This is a genomic window from Salinivibrio sp. IB643, from assembly GCF_001996105.1.
Lineage (GTDB): Bacteria > Pseudomonadota > Gammaproteobacteria > Enterobacterales > Vibrionaceae > Salinivibrio > Salinivibrio costicola.
Genome location: NZ_MUFF01000014.1, coordinates 54,558 through 61,570, shown reverse-complemented (window position 1 = coordinate 61,570; position 7,013 = coordinate 54,558). Strand labels below are relative to the sequence as shown.

Here is a 7,013-nt window from a genome sequence, read left to right as displayed (position 1 = left end):
ATCATGTATATTATGTGCTGATTTTTTAACATGGACGTTTAATTATTACGACAATCAACAAGATTCTTTCTGCGGTGGCGATGTATAAAGGATTGCACCGCAATATTTACTACGTTGCACTGGCCCGCATGATCCTCGGGATGGGCAACTTTATTATTCCTTTCCTCGTGTTGTTGTTTACCGATAAGCTCGGCTACTCCGCGTCGCTGGCGGGTACATTGGCGATGAGTATTACTGGCTTGTATCTGCTGGGGAGTTTTATTGGTGGCAAGCTTTCTGATTGGGTAGGCCATAAAAACACTATGGTGGCGGGGGAATGTGTCGGCGCTATCTTGCTGCTGATATGTGGGTTTGCCCCCGATGCCCCGGTGATGGTGCCGGTGTTATTATTCGCTGCGTACTTTTTTATTGGTGTGGCGTTGCCGGCCAGTAATGCATTGGTGGCCGATTTATCTCACGCAGGCAATCGCGATGCGGTGATGTCGCTTAGTTACCTTGCCTATAACTTGGGTTCAGCGATTGGCCCCATCTTAGCGGGCTATTTGTTTTGGCAGCACACTGAATGGATTTTCTTTGGTAACGGGCTTGCCGTCTTAGTGGGTATTCTTGTGGTGGCCTTTTTGGTCAATGTGACCGAGCAAGCCGTCCCCGAGTCTGACTCGGACCTTGAGCGTGCGGTAGAAGGCAGTGTGTGGTCGGTGCTTAAATCACGTCCTTATCTCATTGCGTTCACTTTACTTTGCGGCATGCTTTGGTTTGCGTTGAACCAAATGACGATGGCCAGCCCGCTTTATTTGAGTCATTTATTTGGCCAAGAAGGGCCCGTGCGTTTTGGTCAATTGATGACATATGCGTGCGTGTTGGTGGTGATCATCACGCCGCTATTGCTCCGCGCGACATCTGGACATACTGAGACGATGGCGTTGGCCTATGCAGGGCTTTTATTTGTGCTGGGTTATGGGCTTGTGATGTTGGCACCCACGATCCCCGTTCACTTTTTAGCGTGGTTTTTTCTTTCCGCTGGCGAGGTGTTGGTCCTGACCAAAGAAGGCGTGTATCTTGCCAATAACTCACCGGCGAGTCATCGCGGTCGTATTCAAGGGGTATTGATCACGTTGCGTAGCTTATTGCTGATGCCAAGCTTTGTATTGATTGGTTATGTCATCGACACGTTCGGTTATTCGGTGACTTGGTCGCTTGTTATCGCTATGGCTATGTGTGCCAGCATTGGTATGTTTTTTTTATCGGTGCGGGAGAAAACACGCCCCGCAGCCACGTCGTCATAAGATTGATGGCTTTGTGACTCACGCTGACTCATCATCCATGCGGTTAAAGGTAGGTTAATATGGAGAGCCGCTTTGATAAGTTTATTCCTCATCACCCTTAACCTGGGAAATAGGTAGCCCGTATGTTAGAAATCATTACTGCGCCAGATCCAAGGCTGGCCATAAAAGCAGAGCCAGTCACGGATATTACCGCCGTACAGACGTTGATTGATGATATGCTTGAGACGTTGTATGCCACTGACAACGGTATTGGATTGGCTGCCACGCAAGTGGGCCGTAAAGAGGCGATTGTCGTCATCGATATTTCTGAACGCCGGAATGACCCTTTAGTGCTCATTAATCCGATGGTTGTCTCTGGCGTTGACAAAGCCATGGGGCAGGAGGGTTGTTTATCCGTGCCCGGCTATTATGCAGATGTCGAGCGATACTCGTCTGTTGTGGTGTCGGCCCTTGATCGCAATGGCAAATCGATCACGATAGAGCGCGATGATTTTCTTGCCATTGTTATGCAGCACGAAATCGACCACTTATCTGGAAACCTTTTTATCGATTATCTCTCACCATTAAAGCGACAAATGGCGTTAAAAAAGGTGAAGAAGTATTTAAAACAGAACGCTTAGTAAAATCTTAAACTTACATAGATGTACGAACAAACGATGAATATTGGTATTTATGTGTATGAGCACGCAGAGGCCGGGCTACTCGATGGTCGAAAAGTGATCACACATTGGGAAGATATGGACGACCTCAGCCGTGCTTATCCGCCATTAAGCGTGGTACCAGGTAAGCGCTGGGTGAGGGATGGAAAATATCTTACCTCCGCGGGTATTTCTGCGGGTATTGATATGAGTTTGCAGCTGGTGGCTGATCTGCACAGCGAGGATTTAGCCCAGCGCGTGGCCAAGCAAATGGATTACCACTGGCAGCGAAACGCGTAATATGTAGTCTGGATAAGGTACGTAGCGCAATATCAATCAATGTATGCGCTGATAAAATAGGAATTGAACATGTTCCCAGCAACATGGCGGTCTGAACGCCTATGTTTTAGTGCGTTTGAGTACAGTGATGCAAAGCGCGTTAAAGCACTGTTTGAGCAAAATCAGCATCTGCAATATCAAGATCCCACGTTTAAACCTTGGTCGTTGTCGACCTATCAAGCATTGATAGCGGATAGTGCGGAGAAAAAGGCCCCTGATGTGGAAGACGCCTTTTATCTTCGTCGCATTCAAACCCATGACGGTAAAGATATCGGCTACTTACAAATCTCGCTCAATGCGCCGGATGCACAGAGTGTTTGGCTGCCCATGCTCACTATTTCTCCAAGATATCAAAAGCATGGCTATGGCAGCGAAGCGGTTGCGAGCGTGATTGAAACCGTGCAAGATTATGGGGACTATCGACGTATGGGTGTGAATGTTTACGCCGAAAACATTCGCGCGTTTCGATTCTGGTATCAGCAAGGGTTTTGTCGTATTACCCATTTTGAACCCGAGCAAGATGAAGGACGAGACTACCACTGTTTGGTGCTCTATCGCGATTTAGACGTGAGGACACCATTACGATAGTAAACAAGGAAAGTGACTGAGTCATATAGGAAAGGAAAATGATAAAAACACCGAAAAAACGTCTGTTACTGACGCGTGTCGCACTGAGTGTTGTACTCGGTATGGGGCTCAGCGTTTCCTCAACCACGGTTCAGGCGACTGACGCTGCACAGGTTCAGGAGCAGCGAGCGTCTGGGCTGCATCTGCAAGATTTTGATCGATCGGTTCGTCCACAAGATGACTTGTTCCGTCACGTGAACGGCACTTGGTACGACCAAACCCAAATCCCCAGTGATATGTCCAGCTATGGTGCGTTCCGTATCTTAGCCGAAGAGAATGAAAAGCGTCTGAAAGGCATCATTGATGAGCTGGTGGCGCGTGATGGTCTCAAGCCTGGCTCCAACGAGCAAAAGCTGCGTGATTTTTATCTTAGCTATATGGACCAAGATAAAATTGATGCCCTAGGGGTCACGCCAATTAAACCTGAGCTTGATCGTATTGCGGCGATTTCCTCGAAGCCTGCGCTGATTTACGCGATGGCCGATTTGCGACAAGTTGGCGTTGGGATTCCGTTTAGTTTTTATGCGTGGGCCGATGCGAAAAATCCTGACTATAACGCCCTGTATCTGAGCCAAAGCGGGTTGGGCTTGCCGGATAGAGACTATTATTTCCGAGACACCGAGGACGCTGAGCGTATCCGCACTGCTTATAAAAGCTATCTCGAAGATATGCTGACCTTAGCGGGCTACGATCAGGCCACGCAACGCGCGGATCGGATTTATCAGCTGGAAAAAACGCTGGCTGAACAGCATTGGACACGCGCTAAACGCCGTGACGCGCAAGCAACCTATAATAAAATGCCCATTGAGGCGCTCAACCAGTTGATGGGCGAGTTTGATTATGCACGCTTTGCCAAGCGCGCGGGCATCGACAAAGCCAATGAAGTAGTGGTGCGCATGCCGTCTTATTTTGAGGCGCTAGGGCAGGTGTTTAAGCAAACCAGTTTGCAAGCGTGGCAAGATTATCTAACCATTCGCACGCTCAATGCGTTTGCACCGCGCCTAAATCATGAGTTGGTTGAACGTCAATTTGCGTTCTATTCCAAAACCCTCAACGGTATTCCTGAGCAGCGTGACCGCTGGAAGCGCGGCGTGCAAGCCACCGAAGGGGTATTGGGTGAAGCGCTTGGCCAAGAATATGTCGCGCGTTATTTCCCGCCAGAAGCCAAAGCGCGTATGGAAACCTTGATTGATAACTTGCGTGCCGCGTTTAAAGACTCGATTGAGTCCTTAGCCTGGATGAGCGATGAAACCAAAGCGAAAGCATTGGATAAGCTGAGTAAATTCACGCCTAAAATCGGCTATCCAGAGCAATGGGAAGATTACAGCGCGCTGACCATTAACGTCGATGACTTGGTTGGCAACAGCAAACGTGCCGCACGCTGGGGCTATCAAGATATGCTGTCGCGGATTGGTGCGCCAGTTGATCGCAAAGAGTGGGGTATGACCCCGCAAACGGTCAACGCCTATTACAGCCCAACTGCCAACGAGATAGTGTTCCCCGCTGGGATCTTACAACCGCCGTTTTTTGATATGAATGCGGATGATGCCGTGAACTACGGCGGTATCGGCGCGGTGATTGGCCATGAAATGGGGCATGGTTTTGATGATCAGGGCTCGCGTTATGATGGCGATGGCAACCTATCAAACTGGTGGACGGATGAGGACCGGGCGCGCTTTGATGCACGCACCCAAAAGCTGGCCGAGCAATTTAGCCAGTTTGAGCCATTGCCGGACTTGTTCATTGACGGCAAAGTGTCTTTGGGTGAGAACATTGGTGATTTAGTCGGCTTGACCACCGCTTTCCGCGCCTATCAAAAATCGTTGCAGGGTGAATCGTCTCCAGTGATGGACGGGTATACCGGCGAGCAGCGATTCTTCCTCAGCTGGGGGCAGATTTGGAAAATGAAGATGCGTGAAGATGCCTTGCGTGAGCGCGTGTCGCTGGGTCCGCATGCGCCACCGCAATATCGCGTACTTGGTGCACCGCGCAATGTCCCTGCGTTCTATGAAGCCTTTGATATTAAAGAAGGTGATGGCATGTATTTACCCGAAGATCAGCGGGTGAATATCTGGTAATCTCGGATGCCGCCGCAAGGGCGGCATTTTTGTTTCGGAGAGGGAGAATGTTGATGAGCAAGTTTACCGAGTACAAAGTTGTTCATATTGTTGAAGGTGGTTGCGGCACCTTATTGCTGGGCTCAAGTGGCTTGCCGTTGCAACGCCTCGAAGCCGAACTCAATCAATACGCGCAAGATGGCTGGCAGGTTGTTTTTCAAGTCATTGAAAAGAAAAGATACATGCTGTTTTGGCAGCGTGAGGCAGTGATTGTCACCCTAGGTCGCTAATGCTCAAGTATTTGTCGCTTACTTTAATCCATCGTTACCAAGCTAAAGGTGGATCAAAGAAACGGTTCAATATTGCGTGTAATTTCGAGCCGAGCTGCTCGGAGTACACGCGCCAAGCGATCGAAAAGTACGGCACACTTCGCGGCTGGCAACTCGGCTTAGCGCGCATTCGTCGTTGTAATGATCCCGATGCAGTAGAAATAATTCACGATGAGGTGCCTTAGATGCGGATAACGCAACCATGGCAAGAGCTGAAAACACAGGAAGCCTTGCTGCGTGATCAAGTGAATGGCTTAACCCCAAGCCAGAAAAAACGCTATTTTGCCGAGCAAACCAGACAACTGAAAGATCCAGACACCTATGCGGTACTCAATTGGGCTTTCTTAGGCGGATTCCATCATCTTTACTTGCGAAAGTACCGGTTGTTTATCGTAGAATGTACGTTATTGGTAATCGCCATTATTGGCTTAGTGATGAGCCAGCCGTATTTCGCTTTGATTTTGGTTGGTTTAGTGCTATTTGAATTACCACAGCTTTTTTTGGCCCAAAAAATTGCCAGGCAGTACAACTACCATGTATCACGCTCAATTTATGAACACGTCCGCCACGGTGATTAATCCATGAAGCGCCGTCGGATCCGTAAACGCCACCAGCATCAATTCTTTTTATGCCAGAAGACATATCGTCGCGCCTTAATTGATTTAATTGAAGCAGATCCTGTGAGGATGCGAGCATTACGATGTGTTCAGTCTCTCAATTTGCCTCAGTGCTATATCGCCGCCGGGTTTGTGAGAAACCTTGTCTGGGATGCGATGCATAAATATCCGCCCAGTGCGCTGAATGATATCGATGTGATCTACTATGATCCGAGCGATACCAGTCGTGAGCGTGAGCAATATCTTCAAGGGTTACTACAAAAAACCATGCCAGAGATTACCTGGCAAGTCCGTAACCAAGCACGGATGCACGAAAAGCATCACGACCCCGCGTATGCTGGCACCCTGGACGCCATGCGATTTTGGCCTGAAAAAGAAACGGCCATTGCAGTCCGTCTCGATATGAATCAGCGCTGTGAGATCATTGCCGCGTTTGGGGTTCAGTCGCTGTTCGAGTTGAAGCTGAGCCATAACCCGGCACGGCCATGGGCGGTTTTTCAGCAGCGTATTGAAGAAAAACAATGGTTAACCCATTGGCCTAAACTGACCGTGACCACCCAGTGCTCAGTCGCTGCCAAGCCGATTGATGAAGAGTAAAGCCAAATAGAGTGCGCCTTGGCACAGATTGGCGAAAACACAAAGGGCATACTATCCCAATCTTCTGATTGGTAAGTAAATGGACGACAATGAAATACCGCATGGACGCAAGCCCGAGTGATGACGATATTACCGCTATCCGTCAGGGGCTAAAACAAAGCAACGCCCCCTTCTTAGCCGGTCTCCCTGAGGGCACGCTTGCCGGCTACGCCTATAATGATAATGATGAGCGCATCGGTGGCATTGTTGCCAATACCTGGGGCCAATGGCTATTGATTAAATACCTTTGGGTCGATGATGCTTTTCGCCATCGTCATGTCGGCAGCCATCTATTAGATAATCTGGAAGAATATGCCAAGGACATAGGCTGTAAAATGGCGTTTGTCGATACTTTCAGCTTTCAAGCCAAGCCCTTCTATGAAAAGCACGGTTATCAGTGTCAAATGACATTGACGGACTACCCTGTTGATCATGCACTGCACTTTATGACCAAGGTGCTTAACGAAGCTTAACGAAGCTTAAC

10 protein-coding genes are annotated in these 7,013 nt (G+C 48.9%); all 10 read left to right on the top strand.

Annotation, left to right across the window (positions count from 1 at the left end):
- The first annotated feature begins 80 nt into the window (after positions 1-80).
- The 10 genes from BZG77_RS08180 (at position 81) to BZG77_RS08135 (ending at position 7,002) form a co-directional block, all read left to right on the top strand.
- Positions 81-1,286 carry an MFS transporter gene (locus tag BZG77_RS08180; protein ID WP_077646883.1) on the top strand — a complete coding sequence of 402 codons (1,206 nt, stop codon included), beginning with the start codon at positions 81-83 and terminating at the stop codon, positions 1,284-1,286.
- Positions 1,287-1,408: 122 nt separating this feature from the next.
- Entirely contained in the window at positions 1,409-1,906 is a 498-nt protein-coding gene (gene def / locus BZG77_RS08175; RefSeq protein WP_077646882.1) for a peptide deformylase, read from the top strand.
- 36 nt (positions 1,907-1,942) lie between these two features.
- On the top strand, positions 1,943-2,224 hold the full coding sequence (locus BZG77_RS08170; RefSeq protein WP_077646881.1) for a hypothetical protein: 282 nt from the start codon (positions 1,943-1,945) through the stop codon (positions 2,222-2,224).
- Positions 2,225-2,293: 69 nt separating this feature from the next.
- Positions 2,294-2,851, top strand: a complete 558-nt coding sequence (locus BZG77_RS08165) for a GNAT family N-acetyltransferase (RefSeq protein WP_077646880.1) — start codon at positions 2,294-2,296, stop codon at positions 2,849-2,851.
- Positions 2,852-2,889: 38 nt separating this feature from the next.
- On the top strand, positions 2,890-4,968 hold the full coding sequence (locus BZG77_RS08160; protein WP_077646879.1) for a M13 family metallopeptidase: 2,079 nt from the start codon (positions 2,890-2,892) through the stop codon (positions 4,966-4,968).
- A 53-nt stretch (positions 4,969-5,021) separates the two neighbouring features.
- Positions 5,022-5,237: a DUF4177 domain-containing protein gene (locus BZG77_RS08155; RefSeq protein ID WP_021022754.1), complete on the top strand. Its 216-nt coding sequence runs from the start codon at positions 5,022-5,024 to the stop codon at positions 5,235-5,237.
- Positions 5,237-5,461 carry a membrane protein insertion efficiency factor YidD gene (yidD, locus tag BZG77_RS08150; RefSeq protein ID WP_077646878.1) on the top strand — a complete coding sequence of 75 codons (225 nt, stop codon included), beginning with the start codon at positions 5,237-5,239 and terminating at the stop codon, positions 5,459-5,461. Before BZG77_RS08155 ends, yidD begins: the two co-directional genes overlap by 1 nt.
- Positions 5,462-5,854, top strand: a complete 393-nt coding sequence (locus BZG77_RS08145; protein ID WP_021022756.1) for a hypothetical protein — start codon at positions 5,462-5,464, stop codon at positions 5,852-5,854.
- A gap of 108 nt (positions 5,855-5,962) precedes the next feature.
- On the top strand, positions 5,963-6,490 hold the full coding sequence (locus BZG77_RS08140) for a nucleotidyltransferase family protein (RefSeq protein ID WP_241844134.1): 528 nt from the start codon (positions 5,963-5,965) through the stop codon (positions 6,488-6,490).
- An 89-nt stretch (positions 6,491-6,579) separates the two neighbouring features.
- On the top strand, positions 6,580-7,002 hold the full coding sequence (locus BZG77_RS08135) for a GNAT family N-acetyltransferase (protein ID WP_077646876.1): 423 nt from the start codon (positions 6,580-6,582) through the stop codon (positions 7,000-7,002).
- The last annotated feature ends 11 nt before the right edge of the window (positions 7,003-7,013 follow it).

What these genes read in the sequence shown, in the direction of transcription:
- yidD (WP_077646878.1), top strand. Translation starts at nt 5,237, where the DNA reads ATGCTCAAGTATTTGTCGCTTACTTTAATCCATCGTTACCAAGCTAAA.
- BZG77_RS08155 (WP_021022754.1), top strand. Translation starts at nt 5,022, where the DNA reads ATGAGCAAGTTTACCGAGTACAAAGTTGTTCATATTGTTGAAGGTGGT.
- def (WP_077646882.1), top strand. Translation starts at nt 1,409, where the DNA reads ATGTTAGAAATCATTACTGCGCCAGATCCAAGGCTGGCCATAAAAGCA.
- BZG77_RS08145 (WP_021022756.1), top strand. Translation starts at nt 5,462, where the DNA reads ATGCGGATAACGCAACCATGGCAAGAGCTGAAAACACAGGAAGCCTTG.
- BZG77_RS08165 (WP_077646880.1), top strand. Translation starts at nt 2,294, where the DNA reads ATGTTCCCAGCAACATGGCGGTCTGAACGCCTATGTTTTAGTGCGTTT.
- BZG77_RS08180 (WP_077646883.1), top strand. Translation starts at nt 81, where the DNA reads ATGTATAAAGGATTGCACCGCAATATTTACTACGTTGCACTGGCCCGC.
- BZG77_RS08160 (WP_077646879.1), top strand. Translation starts at nt 2,890, where the DNA reads ATGATAAAAACACCGAAAAAACGTCTGTTACTGACGCGTGTCGCACTG.
- BZG77_RS08135 (WP_077646876.1), top strand. Translation starts at nt 6,580, where the DNA reads ATGAAATACCGCATGGACGCAAGCCCGAGTGATGACGATATTACCGCT.
- BZG77_RS08170 (WP_077646881.1), top strand. Translation starts at nt 1,943, where the DNA reads ATGAATATTGGTATTTATGTGTATGAGCACGCAGAGGCCGGGCTACTC.
- BZG77_RS08140 (WP_241844134.1), top strand. Translation starts at nt 5,963, where the DNA reads ATGCGAGCATTACGATGTGTTCAGTCTCTCAATTTGCCTCAGTGCTAT.